The sequence below is a fragment of the Sphingobium chlorophenolicum genome (genome assembly GCF_000722875.1).
In the GTDB taxonomy this organism is placed as follows: domain Bacteria; phylum Pseudomonadota; class Alphaproteobacteria; order Sphingomonadales; family Sphingomonadaceae; genus Sphingobium; species Sphingobium chlorophenolicum.
Genome location: NZ_JFHR01000059.1, coordinates 1 through 15,941 on the forward strand (window position 1 = coordinate 1; position 15,941 = coordinate 15,941).

Annotated in this window: 19 protein-coding genes; 10 read left to right on the top strand and 9 right to left on the bottom strand. The window is 65.4% G+C overall.

Annotated elements, in window-relative coordinates:
- The 5 genes from BV95_RS18725 to BV95_RS18745 form a co-directional block, all read left to right on the top strand.
- A partial coding sequence (locus tag BV95_RS18725) for an energy transducer TonB (RefSeq protein ID WP_037455691.1) occupies window positions 1-411 on the top strand: 411 nt, incomplete at its 5' end.
- A 69-nt stretch (window positions 412-480) separates the two neighbouring features.
- Window positions 481-1,239: a MotA/TolQ/ExbB proton channel family protein gene (locus BV95_RS18730; protein ID WP_013848751.1), complete on the top strand. Its 759-nt coding sequence runs from the start codon at window positions 481-483 to the stop codon at window positions 1,237-1,239.
- A 114-nt stretch (window positions 1,240-1,353) separates the two neighbouring features.
- Window positions 1,354-1,842 (top strand): ExbD/TolR family protein, encoded by a 489-nt coding sequence (locus BV95_RS18735; RefSeq protein WP_013848752.1) that lies wholly within the window; start codon window positions 1,354-1,356, stop codon window positions 1,840-1,842.
- An 80-nt stretch (window positions 1,843-1,922) separates the two neighbouring features.
- On the top strand, window positions 1,923-2,345 hold the full coding sequence (locus BV95_RS18740) for an ExbD/TolR family protein (protein ID WP_013848753.1): 423 nt from the start codon (window positions 1,923-1,925) through the stop codon (window positions 2,343-2,345).
- A gap of 319 nt (window positions 2,346-2,664) precedes the next feature.
- The gene (locus BV95_RS18745; protein ID WP_037455693.1) at window positions 2,665-2,982 is read left to right on the top strand and encodes a PilZ domain-containing protein; all 318 of its coding nucleotides are present in this window, start codon (window positions 2,665-2,667) and stop codon (window positions 2,980-2,982) included.
- A 258-nt stretch (window positions 2,983-3,240) separates the two neighbouring features.
- Here BV95_RS18745 and BV95_RS18750 read toward each other — a convergent pair whose 3' ends face one another.
- A complete protein-coding gene (locus tag BV95_RS18750) occupies window positions 3,241-5,025 on the bottom strand; it encodes an ABC transporter transmembrane domain-containing protein (protein WP_037455696.1) in 1,785 nt (594 codons plus the stop codon).
- A gap of 88 nt (window positions 5,026-5,113) precedes the next feature.
- Entirely contained in the window at window positions 5,114-6,400 is a 1,287-nt protein-coding gene (locus tag BV95_RS18755; RefSeq protein WP_037455699.1) for a class I SAM-dependent methyltransferase, read from the bottom strand.
- Between the two features lie 95 nt (window positions 6,401-6,495).
- Here BV95_RS18755 and dgcA point away from each other — a divergent pair, with 95 nt between their 5' ends.
- On the top strand, window positions 6,496-7,470 hold the full coding sequence (dgcA, locus tag BV95_RS18760; protein ID WP_037455701.1) for an N-acetyl-D-Glu racemase DgcA: 975 nt from the start codon (window positions 6,496-6,498) through the stop codon (window positions 7,468-7,470).
- A gap of 10 nt (window positions 7,471-7,480) precedes the next feature.
- Here dgcA and BV95_RS18765 read toward each other — a convergent pair whose 3' ends face one another.
- The 5 genes from BV95_RS18765 to BV95_RS24800 form a co-directional block, all read right to left on the bottom strand.
- On the bottom strand, window positions 7,481-7,867 hold the full coding sequence (locus BV95_RS18765; RefSeq protein WP_013848759.1) for a hypothetical protein: 387 nt from the start codon (window positions 7,865-7,867) through the stop codon (window positions 7,481-7,483).
- 96 nt (window positions 7,868-7,963) lie between these two features.
- Window positions 7,964-9,109, bottom strand: a complete 1,146-nt coding sequence (locus tag BV95_RS18770; RefSeq protein WP_037455757.1) for a mechanosensitive ion channel family protein — start codon at window positions 9,107-9,109, stop codon at window positions 7,964-7,966.
- Between the two features lie 192 nt (window positions 9,110-9,301).
- A complete protein-coding gene (locus tag BV95_RS18775) occupies window positions 9,302-9,985 on the bottom strand; it encodes a hypothetical protein (RefSeq protein ID WP_037455703.1) in 684 nt (227 codons plus the stop codon).
- Window positions 9,982-11,343, bottom strand: coding sequence for a putative O-glycosylation ligase, exosortase A system-associated (locus BV95_RS18780; protein WP_037455704.1), 1,362 nt, complete (start codon window positions 11,341-11,343; stop codon window positions 9,982-9,984). Before BV95_RS18780 ends, BV95_RS18775 begins: the two co-directional genes overlap by 4 nt.
- The gene (locus BV95_RS24800) at window positions 11,336-11,464 is read right to left on the bottom strand and encodes a hypothetical protein (protein ID WP_255265454.1); all 129 of its coding nucleotides are present in this window, start codon (window positions 11,462-11,464) and stop codon (window positions 11,336-11,338) included. Before BV95_RS24800 ends, BV95_RS18780 begins: the two co-directional genes overlap by 8 nt.
- 88 nt (window positions 11,465-11,552) lie before the next feature.
- Between BV95_RS24800 and BV95_RS18785 the strand changes: the two genes are divergently transcribed.
- Window positions 11,553-12,791, top strand: a complete 1,239-nt coding sequence (locus BV95_RS18785) for a TIGR04063 family PEP-CTERM/XrtA system glycosyltransferase (RefSeq protein WP_037455708.1) — start codon at window positions 11,553-11,555, stop codon at window positions 12,789-12,791.
- Between the two features lie 4 nt (window positions 12,792-12,795).
- On the top strand, window positions 12,796-13,644 hold the full coding sequence (locus BV95_RS18790; protein WP_037455711.1) for a hypothetical protein: 849 nt from the start codon (window positions 12,796-12,798) through the stop codon (window positions 13,642-13,644).
- A gap of 19 nt (window positions 13,645-13,663) precedes the next feature.
- On the opposite strand, the gene BV95_RS18795 is transcribed toward BV95_RS18790, so the two are convergent.
- Window positions 13,664-14,035 (bottom strand): hypothetical protein, encoded by a 372-nt coding sequence (locus BV95_RS18795; protein ID WP_037455713.1) that lies wholly within the window; start codon window positions 14,033-14,035, stop codon window positions 13,664-13,666.
- Window positions 14,032-14,217: a hypothetical protein gene (locus BV95_RS18800; protein WP_037455716.1), complete on the bottom strand. Its 186-nt coding sequence runs from the start codon at window positions 14,215-14,217 to the stop codon at window positions 14,032-14,034. The genes BV95_RS18795 and BV95_RS18800 overlap by 4 nt, the downstream gene beginning before the upstream one ends.
- Before the next feature lie 112 nt (window positions 14,218-14,329).
- Here BV95_RS18800 and BV95_RS18805 point away from each other — a divergent pair, with 112 nt between their 5' ends.
- Complete coding sequence (locus BV95_RS18805) at window positions 14,330-15,001, top strand: S24 family peptidase (RefSeq protein ID WP_037455720.1); 672 nt, start codon at window positions 14,330-14,332, stop codon at window positions 14,999-15,001.
- A gap of 11 nt (window positions 15,002-15,012) precedes the next feature.
- On the top strand, window positions 15,013-15,930 hold the full coding sequence (locus BV95_RS18810) for an XdhC family protein (protein WP_037455759.1): 918 nt from the start codon (window positions 15,013-15,015) through the stop codon (window positions 15,928-15,930).
- The last annotated feature ends 11 nt before the right edge of the window (window positions 15,931-15,941 follow it).

Here is a 15,941-nt window from a genome sequence, read left to right on the forward strand (position 1 = left end):
GTTCAGACCCCGGCCCCCGCCCCGCCGATTCAGACGGTTCGGACTCCGCCGCCGGTCTTCAACCCGGTTCCGGTCGCCGCTCCGCCGCCGCCCGCTCCGCCGCCGCCGGAGGTTCCCGCCTCTCGTGCGTCTCCGCGCAGCGCTCCCGGCAGTTGGCTCAGCGACGCCGACTATCCGAGCCGCGCACAGCGTGAAGAACGTTCGGGCACGGCCGGTTTCCGGCTGGAAATCGGTCCGGACGGTCGCGTGACCAATTGTACGATCACCTCTTCGACCGGCCATGCCGACCTCGACGAGGCGACCTGTCGCCTGTTGCCCAAGCGCGCGCGGTTCAAGCCCGCCGTGGCGGCCGGTGGCGGTCCTATGTCGGATACGTACAACGGACGCATCACCTGGCGTCTGCCGGAATAATTGTAATGGGAAGGCCGGCGTCGCCGCCGCCTTCCCCTTTATTGATCCTTTGAGAGGGAAGTCTTGAACATGTTGATGTATCTCGCAGCTGCTGCGGCGCCCAAGCCGGAGAACCCCTATGGCCTGATGGAAGCTCTGGAACAGGGCGGCACGATCGCCTGGACCGTCTTCATCATCCTTTGCGGCATGTCGGTCGGCACCTTCTACATTCTGTTCACCAAGCTGATCGAACAGCAGAAGGTCATCAATCAGGGCAAGAAGGTTCGCGCGACCTTCTGGCGCGCCGCCAACCTGAAGGAAGGCACCGCGAAGCTCGAAAAGAACTCGGCCTACAAGCAGATCGTCGACGACGGCATCAAGGCCCAGGAAGAACACACCAAGCTGACCGATCCGGTCGAAGCGCATGACTGGCTGCACGGTTCGCTGGCGCGTTCGGAAGCCTCGATCAACTCGAAGCTGAACGGCGGCCTGGCGTTCCTCGCAACCGTCGGTTCGACCTCGCCGTTCATCGGTCTGTTCGGTACGGTTATCGGCATCTACCGCGCTCTGATCAAGATCGGCGCCGCCGGTCAGGCTTCGATCGACGCCGTCGCCGGCCCGGTCGGTGAAGCTCTGATCATGACCGCCCTGGGTCTGGCCGTCGCCGTTCCCGCGGTGCTCGCCTACAACTTCCTGCAGCGCCGCAACAAGTCGATCCAGGAACAGCTCAGCGGCTTCACCGTCGACCTGCTGGCCTATCTGGTGTCGAACGGCGCCGTGAAGCCCACGGTCACCGCTGCTCCGGCCGCTGCCGCCGCCAAGCCGGCTGCCGCCGCGACCAAGGCCTGATAGGCTGAGATGCCGGCAAGGGGCCGGCGGCGGCTGCGACCGTCGAGTTCCCCTTGCCGGACGTGGGCCCCGCAATGCCGGGGCGCCATCGACAAGCATGTTAGGAAATAATCAATGGCAATGAGTGTTGGCTCTGACGGCGGTGACGACAAGCCGATGTCCGACATCAACACGACGCCGCTCGTCGACGTCATGCTGGTGTTGCTCATCATCTTCCTCATCGCGGTCCCGGTCGTCGTCCAGACGGTTCAGCTGCAGCTCCCCAAGGTCGCGTTCGAGCCGACGACGACGAAACCGGAAAACGTGTCCCTGTCGATCACGCAGGGTTCCGACGGTAGCTGTGCTGTCTACTGGAACATGACCCGCGTGTCCTCCAACGAGCTGCTCGACCGCGCGGTCGCAAAGCTTGAAGCGGACATCAAGAAAGCGGGCGGCGTTGAAAATATGACGCCGGAGGATCTGCCCGAAGTGCATATCCGCGGCGACATCAACGTCCCCTATCGGTGCATCGGCGGCACCATCTACACGATGCAGCGCGCCGGTTTCCCGAAGGTCGGCTTCATATCCGAGCCCGAGCCGGGTTCGCATACGCGGCGGCTTTAAGTTAAGTTCTTTGTTGCTGCATTTTCGAACCGAATGGCCGTCAGTCGGCCATTCCATGAAAATGCTCTAGGAGTATCGCCATGGCAATGAGTGCCGGAAGAGACGATGGCGAACCGATGGTGGAAATGAACACGACGCCGTTGATCGACGTCATGCTCGTTCTCCTCATCATGTTCATCATCACCATCCCGATCCAGACCCACGCGGTCAAGATCGACCTGCCGCAGAACGCGCCGCCGACCGACAGCGTCATCGACCCTGTCAAGAACAAGGTGGCGATCGATCCCAGCGGCATCATCACCTGGAACGGTTCGGCCATCGACCTGCTGACCCTGCGTCAGTATCTGCAGCAGTCGCTGCGGTTGCCGGTCGAGCCCGAATTGCAGTTCCAGCCCAATGCGGCGACCCGCTATGTCGTGGTCGACGAGGTGCTGGCGGAGATCAAGCGTGCTGGCGTGACGAAGCTGGGCTTCGTCGGCAACGAACAGTACGGCAATTTCTAAAGCCGCCGGACCCGGGTCCGGCTATGCCGGGATCCGGTTCGGGTAGCATTGGACGGGAGCGCGGGGCGGGTATCGGACGAATGGTCCGATGCCGCCGGGCTTCCCAAGGGACGAATATGCCGCCGCCGTCTGGCCGGGAATGTTCGACTTCCCGTTTCCGGACGCAGGCGGGGTGACGCAATCGCCCTTGTGATGCGCTGACCTGGATAGGGGCTGCTTCGGCGGCCCCTTATTTTATGCGCCTATCGCCGCCGATGCGGCTTAATCCTTTCTTCATCGCGAAGTGCGATCATGCCGATGGTCAAACCGGCATTGGATCATGGGCGCCAAACTTCAGACAGACCCGTATCGCGGCAATAACCGTCTGGCGGATCGGCGCACTGCGTTGATCGACGTGCGGGTTCGCCGTCCTGGCGAAACCTGGTTCAAGAGCCAGGTCTCCGATGTTTCCGAGGTGGGCTTTCGCCTGAAGAGCTTCATGAAGCTGGCGGCGAATGACGATCTGTGGATCATGCTGCCGGGCTTCGAAGGCCGCCGCGCCCGCGTGCTGTGGAGCCGGTCCCATGAGTCGGGCTGCGTTTTCGAGCGCCCGCTGCATCCGGCTATTCTCGATCACATTCTGAAAATCGACCGCTAAACCCTTCGCCGCCGCTTGAAGAGGATTTGCGGCGACGGCTTTGGTCATTGGCGGACCCTCCTAATCCTCCCTACGCGGAGCGTGGGGAGGGGGACCGTCGGCGTAGCCGATGGTGGAGGGGAAGTAGCGTGACCTGCGTATTTCCCCTCCACCAACCTTCGGCCGTCGAAGAGAGTCACGTGCCTCTCTTCGACCCTCCCCATCTCCCGATGGGGAGGAACAGGAAGGTCCGCTGTCCACCCAAATACCGGCGGCGGATCAACCTACGCCAACATCCTGAAACTGAAGGCTGGCGAGCCGGGCATAGAGGCCCTTCCGCTGCATCAGCGTGGCATGATCGCCCTGTTCGATCAGCCGACCCTCATCCAGCACGAGAATCCGGTCTGCCGCCCGCACCGTCGCCAGGCGGTGGGCGATGACGATGGTCGTGCGGCCCTGCATCAACCGTCCCAATGCATCCTGCACCAGCCGTTCCGATTCGGCATCCAGTGCTGAGGTCGCTTCGTCCAGCAGCAGGATGGGCGCATCGCGCAGCAGGGCGCGGGCAATCGACAAGCGCTGGCGCTGGCCGCCGGAAAGGCGCGCTCCCCCTTCCCCCAGAAAACTGTCCAGACCCTCCGGCAGGGCGCGCAGGAATGTTTCCGCATTGGCGGCGCGGGCGGCGGCCCAGATCTGCTCGTCGCTGGCTTCCCACCGGCCGTAGCGCAGATTGTCGCGGGCCGACGCGGCGAAGATGATGCTTTCCTGCGGCACCATCGCCATCATGTCGCGCACCGCCGCCGGATCGGCTTGCGACAAGGGAACGCCGTTCAGCCGGATCACCCCCGAATCGGGATCGTAGAAACGCAGCGCCAATTGGATCAGGGTCGATTTCCCGGCACCGGATGGGCCGACAATCGCCACCGTCTCCCCGGGCGCGATATCGATCGAAATGCCGTGCAGCGCGGCCTGATCGGGACGCGTGGGATAACGGAAATGCACATCCTCGAACTGGAGATGCGCGCCATGTTCGGTTCGCGGCACTGGCACGGGACGGGGCGGAGCCATGATCTGCGGCGTCGCGATCATCAGTTCATGCAGCCGCCCGGCCGCACCCGCGCCGCGCAGCAGGTCGCCCCAAGTTTCGGAGAGTGCGCCAAACGCACCCGCGACAAGCCCACCGGTCAGCACGAAAGCCGCGATGCTGCCGCCCGACAGTCGTCCAGCGGCAACGTCCAGCGCGCCCTGCCACATGACCGCCGTGATCGACCCAAAGACCAGCGCAATGACGATGGCGGTCATCGCGGCGCGCAGGGCGATCCGCCGTCGCGCCGTCGCGAAGCCTGCCTCCACCGTCCCGTCGAATCGCGCCGCTTCCCGCCCTTCCTGACCGAAAGCCTGGACGATCTTCATCGCCCCCAATGTTTCCGACGTGACGCTGCCGACATCGGCCAGCCGGTCCTGACTAGCCCGCGACAATGCGCGCAGGCGGCGTCCCATGCCGATGACCGCGACCAATATGACCGGAATGCCCAGCAGGAGCAGCCCGGCCAGCTTGGGCGCCAGCGCAAAGAGATAGATGAGCCCGCCGGTCCCCGTCACCAGATTGCGCAGCGCGATCGAAACGGTGGAACCCACTACCTGGTCGATGATCGCCGTGTCGGCGGTCATGCGCGACGCGATTTCGGAGGGGCGGTTTTCTTCGAAGAAGCGGGGTTCCTGCCGCAGCAGATTGGCCTGGGTGGCCGACCGGATGTCGGCGACGACGCGTTCTCCCAGCCAGGACACGAAATAGAATCGCGCCGCCGTGGCCAAAGCCAGGATGACGACGATCAGGAACAGATATTCAAACCAGCGGCTGATGTCGCCGCCACCCACGAAGCCCCGGTCGATGACCAGCCGGAACCCGCTGGGGATCGCCAGCGTCGCGGCCGAAGAAACGATCAGGGCGATCAGCGCCCCCGCGATGCGGCCGGGATAGCGGCTGGCGAAGCGCCAGATCATCGCCAGGCTGCCAAGTGCGGGGCGCGCGCCGCGCGGCGAAGATCGTTCCACATCCTCCATGGGGCCGCGCTCTAAAGAGATTTCGCACGAAAGGGAACATTGCGCAGCGTTGAAATCTCCGCGTCATGCAATCCGGTCCCCACCTGCATCAATCGGCGGGCGCGATCTCCGCCGCCAGCGCCATGATGCGTTGCGCTCCGGCCCGGCCGGTCAGGGCATAGGCCATGTCGCCCGCTTCCCAATAGGCGATGACGTCGCCTGCGCGACGGGCCAGCAGCGGGCGCGCCTCCGCCGGGGTTTCGGCCCGGTCTGCGAAGAAGGAGAGTTGCTCCCCCTCCGGCGTGGTGATCGACACGGCGACGGCCGGGCTGTCGGGCGTCGGATAGAGCTGCACGTCGCGCACGCGCCACCTGGCGGGCAGCGGGGGCAGGACGATACCGGTGGAACGCCGGATCTCGCCGGGATTCAGGATGGCGCTTTCCACCTGCGACGCCATGCTCTGGCGCAGCAGCCCGGTGCGGTGGGATGCGGCGGCTTCGTCCAGGAAGGTGCTCGCCCGTGCCGCCTGCGGGAATTCGCCCAATTCCCCCCGTGCAATCCAGCCTGTCGCGATCAGCGCGGCAATGCCCGCCGCCCGGCCCAGATGACGCCAGGCGCGGCCATGATCATTGTCGTTGGCCACCGGGACCGACATATCACGCCGCCGCCCGACCAGCGTGCCCTTGGTCCCGTCATGCTTCAGGCGAAAGTCGATATGCGGCCAGCGCTTGCGCCAGCGCCGGGCGACCAGCCGCTCGCCGGGGCGGGCCGCATCGTCCAGCAGCACGACCCCGCCGGGAGAAAGCCGGGCGAACAAACTGTCCGCCGCGCCCCGCACCAGCGGGTGCACCGCCCAGGGCGGCCCATCGATTATCAACAGGTCGATGCTGTCGGGAAGACTGTCGATATCATACCAGCGCCCCGGCCAGTCGCCGCTTTCGACCGTGAGCGGCGCATGGCGCAGATCGGCCTGCAACCCATGGTCGGATAGCCAGTTACAGGTCGCCTGCACGAAGCCGTCATGCTGGTCGAAGCTGGTCAGCCGCCCCCCGCCATGCAGCGCCAGGGCGCGGGCGGCGATCAGCGTCGATGCGCCCGCCCCCAGTTCGACCACATGCGTCGGCCGCAGCCGGGAGATTTCCCGGACGATATGGCGCAGGAAACCGACATCCGCCTTCCAACTGCCCAGATGCGGCAAGGCGTCATGCGGCAGGCCCAATTCGTCGAGCAAGGCGCGCTTGTCCGCCTTCCGCCCGCCCGACAGGCTGGCCAGCAACCATGGCCAGGTGATCGCGCCGAAGCCGATGCGCCACGCCCAATCCGACAGCCGACGCCGCGCCGCCAGCGCACCGGCGTCGTCGAGAGGCAGGAAACCGGTCAATTCTCTGGAGGTCACGGCTATGCCTATCCTTTATCTGCGGGTCGAGACTGGTTATGCGGCGGGATAGCCCGTTCGCATAGACCCAACCATCGCCAGCACAGGGAACGCCGATGACACGCATCATATCCGCGACTGTTGAACGTTGGCCCGTCGCGGGAGCCTTCATCATCAGCCGCGGGGCAAAGACATCGGTGGATGTCGTGGTCTGCACCGTGGGCGACGGCGCGCATGTCGGCCGGGGCGAGGGCACGGCCATCTATTATGAAGGCGAGACGGCGGAAGGCTGCGCGGCGGCGATCAACGCCTATACAGGGCCGCTGGAGCGCGACGCGCTGCTGGAGGCGATGCCGCGTGGCGCGGCGCGCAATGCGCTGGACTGCGCGCTCTGGGATCTGGAGGCGAAGCGCGCCGGGGTGCCGGTGTGGAAGCTGGCCGGGCTGGAGCAGCCCACGCCGTTGCCGACCGCCTTCACCATCAGCCTGGGCGAGCCGGAGAAAATGGAGGCGGATGCGCGGGCGGCGGCGGGGCGGGGCTTCGGCCTGCTCAAATGCAAGCTGACGGGCGAGGGCGACCGGGCGCGGATCGCCGCCGTGCGTGCGGGCGCGCCGGATGTGCGGCTGATCGTCGACGCCAATGAAAGCTGGCACGATCTGGATATCGTGGCGGAGGCGCAGGCCCTGGCCGAACTGGGCGTGGAAATGGTCGAACAGCCGATCTTCCATGGCAAGGAGGAACGGTTGGCGGGGATCAGGTCGCCGCTGCCGCTCTGCGCGGATGAAAGTTGCCACACGCGGGCCGACCTCGACCGGCTGGGGGATTTCGACGCGGTGAACATCAAGCTCGACAAGGCGGGCGGGCTGACAGAGGCGCTGGCCCTGTCGCGGGAGGCCAGGGCGCGGGGGTTCCGCGTGATGGTGGGTTGCATGTTGAGCACGTCGCTGGGCATCGCGCCCGCCGCGCTGGTGGCGCAGGGGGCGGATTGGACCGATCTCGACGGCGCCCTGCTGCTGGCCAAGGACCGGGAAGGCGGGCTGGAGCTGCGCGACGGACTGCTGCATCCCGGAAAGCTGTGGGGCTTGGGTTAAGTTAGACCCCTCAATATCCTAGCGTCAGGCCCACGGCATAATATTTCGGCCCCACATTGGCCTTGGCGCGCAGCTTGGGAATCAGCGGCATGGCGAGTGTCGCATAGGGCCGCGTATTGTCGCCGCTGAAGCGCACGCCAGCGCCGATGGTTGCGGACGCTGGCAGGGTATAGCTCGCCTCCACCCGCCCATAGAGTTTCGTATCGCCGTCCCGCAGATAGACGCCGCCACCCGGCGTCAGCTTGAAGCCGCCAATATCCATGGCATAGCCCGCGCCGATTTCCGTGCCCCAATGGCCGTCGGCGCGCCCGTAATTCACTTCGGCGCCGATCCCCTCGGCATGGGCGGCGGGAGCGAAGGCCAGCGCTGCGGCGGCCAGCAAATAGGTCGGTTTCATGGTTGTTCCGCATTGTCCGTTCATGATCGGACCGGACCTGACTCCCGCCGCCGCCTCAGGCAAGCGGGGGCAGGCCAAGCCGAGTCCGATATGCGGTCAGGCGAGTCGGGCATGCCCTTCCGGATAGGGCATGATCGCCCGGCCGTCCGGCGCGGCGGTGAAGCTGGTCTGCGTCGGATAGGCGAATTCGATCCCCTCGGCATTGAAACGCTTCCAGATGGCGAGGCCGACGCGGTGCCGCGACAGGAAATAATCATGGGTGTCGGGGTCGGGCACGTCGAAATTAAGCTGATAGTCGAGCGAACTGGCGCCGAAGCTGACCAGCCCTGCATTGACGAAGATATGCCCTTCCGCCTCCACTATCTCCTTCAGCATCGCCGGGATCGCCTCCGCCTTCTCCTCCGGCGTCTGGTAGATGATGCCGATGGCGAAGGTCACCCGCCGCTGCGCCAGCATTTGCAGGCTGGTGATCTCCTTTTGCAGCAGGTTGGCGTTGGAGATGACCTTCTTCTCGCCGCTCATCGCGCGCAGATGCGTGCTTTTCAGGCCGATATGCTCGACCCTGGCGGTGGTCTGGTCATAGGTGATGACCTCGCCCTGCCGGAACGGCTTGTCGAAGATGATCGACAGGGCGGCGAACAGGTCGGAAAATATGCCCTGCGCCGCCAGGCCGATGGCGATGCCGCCGATGCCCAGGCCCGCGACAAGGCCGGTGACGTTGACCCCCAGATTGTCCAGCACCACGATCAGCGCGATGGCGAACAGGGCGAATGTCACCAGCACGCGGATCAGGCCCATGGCGTTGGCCAAGCTCTGGCTTTCGTCGGCGGAGGTGCGCCGCTCCACCAGCCCCAATATGATCTCCCGCGCCCAGATGGCGCACTGGAACACGGCGGCGATGGTGAACAGGAAGGCGACGGTCTTCAGCACCATGAGCGGCGGATTGGCATAGCTCACCACCAGCCGCGCCGCGACCATCGCCATGAAGAAATGCGTGGTCCGGGCAAAGGCGCGGCCTGCCACATTGGCGAAGCCCAGCGTGTCGCCGGGCGCGCCCTTCAATCGCTTGCCCAGGCTGCGCAGCCCGGTCAGCAACATATAGATCAAGACCGCCGCAGCCACGGCGATCAATATCTGGAGTGAATGGAGCGAGAACCAATGCAGTGTCGACTGCCACATCTCGACCAGATTGGGCGGGCGGACATCAATCTGGGGAAGGGCGACGGGGTCTTTCTTGGCCATGAACATCCTTGAAACCATGGTGCGTCAACCATGCCCAACTCTTCGGCAAGGCGATCGGTCCACTTTCGCAGCCGCAGAGATAAGGCGTCACGCCCGGCAGGCGAAACCCCCCAATATCCTCCCCGTGGAGAGATGGGGAGAGGGAAAGGGGCACAACCCCCGATCTTCCCCCCACGCAGGAAGAACCCAACGTCAGTTATTGGCCACCGATGGCAATCGCCAATGCAGCGGATGGCGGCGCATCACCGACAAATGGGCGAAGGTCAGCGTCAAACAGAGGATAGCGGTGGGAATAGCCACGCCCTGCACCACCGGCCACATCAAAGCGACGGTCAGCGCACCGACCGCCCCCGCTAATGCGGCCAGCGTCGCGCCCGCTTCCCCATCCGGCCCGCGCAGCCAGAAGACGCAGCCGCCCATGCCCAGCGCGAAGGCCATGGCATAGCGCGCCGCCTGACCCGGTTCCGCCAATCCGCAACCGATCAGCAGCAGCAGGATCGCCCCCGCCAGCCCCAGGCGTGGCAGGCGGCCGAGCAGATGGGCGATGACCGGATAGATCAGCAATTCGCCCATGGCGATGGCGATCAGGATCGCGGTGGCAAGCCGGGCCTGTTCCGGCCCAGCGATCAGCGCGACGATCGCCGTCCCCGCCCAGGGCAGCAGCCGCAGCGGCGCCATGCGGATATGGCTGATCCAGCCCCGCAGCCCCGCGCGCGTTTCCCAGCGCCGGTCGGCCAGCCGCAACTGGAAGGCGGCGATGATGAACAGGGCCTCCGCCCCCCAGGGCAGCAGCGACGGCGCTATCAGCGGCGCTGCGAGCACCAGCCCCAGCAGCAGCCCGTGGGCCAGGTTCAAAATCTTCAACTCGCCCTTCATGCGGCGTTCCCCTGCGCGACCGGTGACGGGGGGAATAACGGCTGGCGCGCAGCGGCCTTGCGTTTCCGGGTCAAATAAGTGTCGAGGCCGATTTGCAGCGACAGCATTATGAAGATGAAGGGTTGATAGGCGATGCCCACGAACAGCGACCCCACCATGTAGATGACATGCCCCTGTTGCAGGGCGAGAGCGAAGGGCGACACCCAGGCCTCTTCGCCTTCCCGATGGCGGTATAGACGCCGGATCGCCTCGGTACGGATGAAGCAGATGAGGTGCAGCAGCGCCCAGAGGAAGAAGCCGAAATAGCCCTGCTCGCCCAGCATCTCGAAATAGGCGCTGTGATAGGCGCGGCCATGGTCGGTGACGATGCGCTTTTCCATGCGCGATCCGGCGGCGTCGATCACCCGCTCCTGCATGACGTAGGTGAATTTGTTCTGGAGATAATTGTCGAAGCCGCCGCCGCCCGGATGCTCCTTCACATAGTCCAGCGTCCATTTCCACACGGCAAGGCGGGTGGATGCGCTTTCGTCCTGGCTGTGATTCTCGATGGTCGACATGCGCTGCGTGAAGCTGGCGGGCAGGAAGGGAATCGCCGCCAGCGCTGCCAGCGCCATCAACGGGCCATATATGAACCGCCGCTTCGACCGCATCAGCATCAGCCCCGCCAGCACGGCGATGCAGACAAGGCCCGTGCGCGCCTCTGTTCCGATCGGCATCAGCAGGCAGGCGAAGCAGAGCGCATAGGCGAACAGCCTGACCCGCCAGTCGGGCGGGAAGACAGTGCCGTGCCGCGACAGCCAGAGGATCAGCGGGATCAGCGAAATGGCGACGGTCGAAATGATGCTGCCTTCATAGAGGCCGCTATTATTGTCGACCATCAGGTTCAGCACGCCATAGCCGCCGCCCGACAGCGCCGTCTTCATGCCGCCATTGATGATGATCGTGCTGGCGCAAAGCACCATGAACAGCGCCAACGCCTCGATTCGCAGGCGCGTGCGCAGCGTGACGGGCAGGAAGATGGCGAACAGCATCGCCTTCCACACCCAGCCCCATTTGGTCGCGGCGTTGATCGGGAAATCCGCCGTCGCCGTGGTATAGCCGCACCAGGCGAGCAGCAGCAGCAGGATCGCCTGCCGCGCCGAAAGGCGGCAGTCCTTCTTGTCGTCGACCAGCATCCACGATCCCACCGCCAGCACGAAGGCAATGAAGGAGATGGGGATGCTGTTCAGCAGGAAATAGGACAGCCGCTGGGGCGAGACGATGTCGATATAGGCATAGACCGCGATCAGCAGGAACGGCCGCCTGAAACCAGCCAGGAAGAAGGCGCCGAGGAAGGCGACGAAGAACAGGTCACGCATCGCCACTCTCCCTTTCCAGATCGGAGGGAGGATCGCGATCCAGATCGGGCCGCGACAGCAGCCGCCAAGCAGCCAGCATGATGACGCCATGGCTGATGAGAAGGGAAAGGGCGTCGATCATTGCGCGAGGGGAGTGTCCGTAATCACAGCGCCACCCCTAACCCAACAGAGTTGACGGGCCGTTAAACCTTTTCCGGCAGACTCAGGCCATGACACGGATTCTCCCCCGTATTCTCCACGTGCTGGACCACAGTCTGCCGATGCATAGCGGATATACTTTCCGCACCCGCGCGATATTGCGGGCGCAACTGGCGAAGGGCTGGGACGTGCGCGGAATCACGGGCCATCGCCACGCCGCGCCGGGACCGCTGGAGGAAACCGTCGACGGTCTGCATTTCCACCGCACGCCCGGCGAATCGACCGGCGGCAATCCGCTGCTGCGCGAATGGCGGGACATTTCCGCCCATGCCGACGCCATCGAATCGCTGGTGCGCCAGTGGCGGCCCGACATCATCCACGCCCATTCGCCGGTGCTGAACGCCATCGCCGCGCAGAAGGTGGCGAAGCGCCACAATATCCCCATGATCTACGAAATCCGCGCTTTCTGGGAGGATGCGGCAGTCGGCAACGGCACGGGGACGGAGGGCAGCCCGCGCTACTGGCTGACCCGCCAGCTTGAAACCCATGCCGTCCGCGCCGCCGATGCGGTGGCAGTGATCTGCGAAGGGCTGCGCGGCGATCTGATGGCGCGGGGCATCGACGCGGCCAAGATCACCGTCTCCCCCAACGGCGTCGACATGAACCAGTTCGGCACGCCGGTTCCCCGCGATCCCGCGCTGACCGCGAAGCTGGGCCTGGAGGGCGCCGATGTCGTCGGCTTCATCGGCAGCTTCTACGATTATGAGGGGCTGGACGACCTGATCGCCGCCCTGCCGAAACTGGTGCGCGCCCGCCCAAAGGCGAAGCTGCTGCTGGTCGGCGGCGGTCCCTGCGAACAGGCGCTGCGGGATCAGGCCATGGCCTCCCCCTTCGCCGACCATATCGTTTTCGTCGGCCGCGTGCCGCACGATCAGGTCGAGGATTATTATGCGCAGGTCGATATCCTCGCCTATCCGCGCAAGGCGATGCGCCTCACTGATCTGGTGACGCCGCTGAAGCCGCTGGAAGCCATGGCGCAGGGCCGCCTGGTTGCGGCGTCCAGCGTCGGCGGCCATCGCGAACTGATCGAACATGGCGTCACCGGCACCTTGTTCGCCCCCGACGACCCGCCCGCCATCGCCGCCGCCCTGGCGGAGATGTTCGCGGACCGTGGCTTCTGGGACGAACGGCGTGCTGCGGCGCGCGCTTTCGTGGAGCGCGAGCGTAACTGGTCGTCAAACATTCTGCGTTACGAACCCGTCTATCGGCAATTGCTGGCCCGTCCTCAGCGGGTCCGGGCGGCGGCCTGAGGCAATGGGCAGGCTGGCAAAGGCGCTGCTGGGCGCGCTCGGGGCCGGGCTGCTCCTCTTCTCGCTGCCGGTCGGATTGGTGGAGACGGTCGTGGCGTCGAGCGGTCTGAGCGAGGCCTTCCCCGCCGCCGCGCCGCCGCTGGGATTGACGGCCCGGCTGATGCTGGCGGGTTTCGGCGCAGCGATGGCGCTGGGCCTGATCGGGGCGGGGCAACGGGAAAAGCGCGTCGCTCTGCTGACGCATGACAAGGAAAAGGGCGCGAACGGCGCCGCAGGAGTGAGCAAGATGGGTTTTGCATTGTCCAAGCTGAACTGGCTGTCGCGTGACCGGCGCAAGTCGGGACCGGCGCTGCGCCGCGCCGACGCCCATCCCGACGCGCCCGCCCGGCCGCCGATCTTCGCCAGCCGCGATTTTGGCGGACTGGACATTTTCCCCCGCACCGCGCCGGGACGCGGCGAGGTGGAGGCGGAACCGGCAGCCGAAAGGGAGGAAATGGCACCTCGCGCCGGTCTTCCTATCGCGAGCCGACCGGAAGCGTTGACGGAAGAGGCGGCCTTTGCCCGCATCCAGCGTGCCCTTTCGACCGAACCGGCCGACGCCGACTATGAGGAAGTCTCCGCACCCGCGCAGCCGCAGGCCGCTCCGGTCGCCCCTCTCACCCTATCCGAACTGACCGAACGGCTGGAACGCGGCCTGGCCCAGCGAAAGCGCATGGGCCGTCCGGCGTCCGTTCTGGCCGACATGCCCGTGGAAGCCCCCGTGCCGGTGCGCGACCATGTCGAGCAGGATGCCGACGAAGCCCTGCGCGCCGCGCTCGGCACCTTGCGCAACATGGCTGGCCGCGCCCGCTAAATCTCTCGCGGAATCAGGCTCACCAATCCTCGATGGTGAGCGCGGACAGTTCGATCCATTCGCCGCCGCCCGGCACCGGACTATTGTCGTCTATGCTGATGTCCGCGACGAAATGGCCGGCCAGATTCCATTCCGCTTCCCCTATCCCTTCGACAAAGGCGGCGCGTCTTTCCGCAGCGTCGGCTCCGGCCAGTTTCAAGGCGACGACATGGCGCCGCCCCTGGAACAAAGCGCTGGCCCATGGACGGCTGGCGGCGCGCTCCACCGTGACGGATGCCCCCGCCCGCTCGATCAATTGCGCCAACAGTCGGGGCAGGGGGTCGCGGGCCTTCACCGCCTCCCCATTTCGGACCAGATTTCCGGTGGAGGCGGTCATGTCGACGCTTGTCATTGACCGATGCTCCTGCGATATGTGTTCATGAAATGTTCTATTCTTCTCCTTATTCTGTCCCCCGGTTCGCGACCCCTGCGCAGGTCGAAGACCAGCCGTGGATCGCGAACGCTTTCCCGCCCGAATCTGGTCGCCGGAATGGCATTTTCCCGCAGAAATTTTTCGATGGCACGCAACAGCATCGCCCTGCTTCTCCTTCGTCCCTTCGACTCGCCCCCTGCGAATCCGTCGATGATTTTTTTGTTACCCTATTTCCTACTTGTCTAGGAAAATTCCTATCATTATGGAGGAAACATGGTCGGTAACGGAGAAGATCCACGTATCGTGCTGGAACGGCTGATCGCCGAGCGGGGGGATAGCTATTCCGATCTCTCGCGCCTGCTGAACCGCAATCCGGCCTATATCCAGCAGTTCATAAAGCGCGGCACCCCCCGCAAGCTGGATGAGGAGGACCGGCGCATATTGGCCCGCTATTTCGGCGTGGCGGAAGATATGCTGGGTGGATCGATCGTGCGCGGCACCGCCCCGGTGAAGGGGCGATCCTTGCCCTCCGTCATCACCGTGCCACGCCTGTCCCTGGGGGCATCGGCCGGGCCGGGATCGCTGGATGAGGATGAGCGGGCGACCGGCGTGATGGCGTTCGACGCCAACTGGCTGCGCCATCTGGGCGTGCGGCCGCAAAAAATCTCGATCATCCGGGTCGACGGCGAATCGATGGCCCCGACGCTCAGCGACGGCGATGAGATCATGGTCGATCATGACGATGACGCGACCCGGCTGCGCGACGGCGTCTATGTGCTGCGGCTCGACGGCGTGCTGATGGTGAAGCGGGTGGCGATGGGACCGCGCCGGGGCCTGTTCTCGGTCCTCAGCGACAATCCCCATTATCCCGACTGGATCGATATCGATCCGGCGCTGGTCGTCATCGTGGGACGGGTGGTATGGACCGGAAGACGATTGATCTAGGAGGCTTGATTTTGAACGACAACGGCGCGGTCATCCGCAAGGCCATGGAATGGCGCGGTGTGCGGCTGGCGCTGGCGACGGTGGTGTCGACCTGGGGCTCGGCGCCCCGGCCACGCGGCAGCCATATGATCGTGCATGAGGATGGCCGTTTCGAAGGCAGCATTTCGGGCGGATGCGTCGAAACCGACGTGCTGCAACGCGCTGCGGAGGTGATCGCCGGGCGTCCGGCGCATCTGGAAATTTATGGCGTGGCGGATGGCGACGCCTGGGCGGTCGGCCTGCCCTGCGGCGGGGAGATCAGCGTACTGGTCCAGCCGGTCGGCGCGGACGGCTTCGACGCCGCGCTGTTCGAACGGATCGCTGCGGAAAGCGGGAAGGGCAGGGCGCTCACCCTGTCGACGGACTTGGAAACCGGTTTGACGCGAGAAGGGGCGACCGAGGGCCAGTTCCATAACCGCTACGATCCGCCCCGCCGGGTGCTGATCGTGGGCGCGGTGCAGATCGCCCAGTCGCTGAGCGCTCTGGCGCAGGCGATCGGTATCACCCCGGTCATCATCGACCCACGCGGTCGCTTCCTGACGGAGGAGCGCTTCCCCGGCGTCGAACTGGACGACCGCTGGCCCGATGAAGCCGTCGCCGCCCGCTTCCCCGGCGAATCGACCGCAGTGGTGACGCTCAGCCACGACATCAAGATCGACGATCCGGCGCTGGCAGCCGCCCTGCGCGCCCCGACGGGCTATATCGCCGCGCTAGGCTCCCGCAAAAGCCACGCAGCGCGACTGGAACGGCTGGCCGCCCTGGGTTTCCCCCCGGACGCACTGACACGCATAGACGGCCCCGCCGGCCTGAACATAGGCGCGGTCGGCGCCGCCGAAATCGCCCTCTCCATCGCCGCAGGCATGATCGCCGCCTTCAACACGCAACGCTGAAAATCCTCCCC